This window comes from uncultured Polaribacter sp. (assembly GCF_947500975.1).
Classification (GTDB): Bacteria; Bacteroidota; Bacteroidia; order Flavobacteriales; family Flavobacteriaceae; genus Polaribacter.
The window spans coordinates 1-312 of the sequence record NZ_CANMUE010000072.1 but is presented as its reverse complement, the minus strand read 5'-3'; the positions used below and the strand labels follow the sequence as shown (position 1 = coordinate 312).

At 32.7% G+C, this 312-nt stretch carries 1 protein-coding gene; it reads right to left on the bottom strand.

All coding sequences use genetic code 11. The features are described 5' to 3' along the window. Window positions 1-312 (bottom strand): cadherin-like domain-containing protein (locus Q0733_RS13055; RefSeq protein WP_298782781.1); only part of this gene is annotated, 312 nt, incomplete at both ends.

Genomic DNA, 312 nt, shown 5'->3' with positions numbered 1-312 from the left:
TCATTTACTGCTCCTACTTCTATATTTAATGTTGATGTAGCTGTTGTTGTACCGTCTGAAACTGTATATGTTATTGTAGGTACATTTCCATTATAATTTAATGCTGGTAAAAATATGTAACTACCATTAGGATTAATTGCTAATATTCCTTCTGTAATAGTAATTGCTGAGCCTCCTGCTGTTGCTGTTATTCCATTTACAGTATATTCTGTTACTGTTAATGAATCTCCATCCACATCAGTATCATTCTTTAACAATCCGTCTGTAGTAGCTACATTTAATGTTGTGTCTTCAGGAGTACTTTTTGTGTCA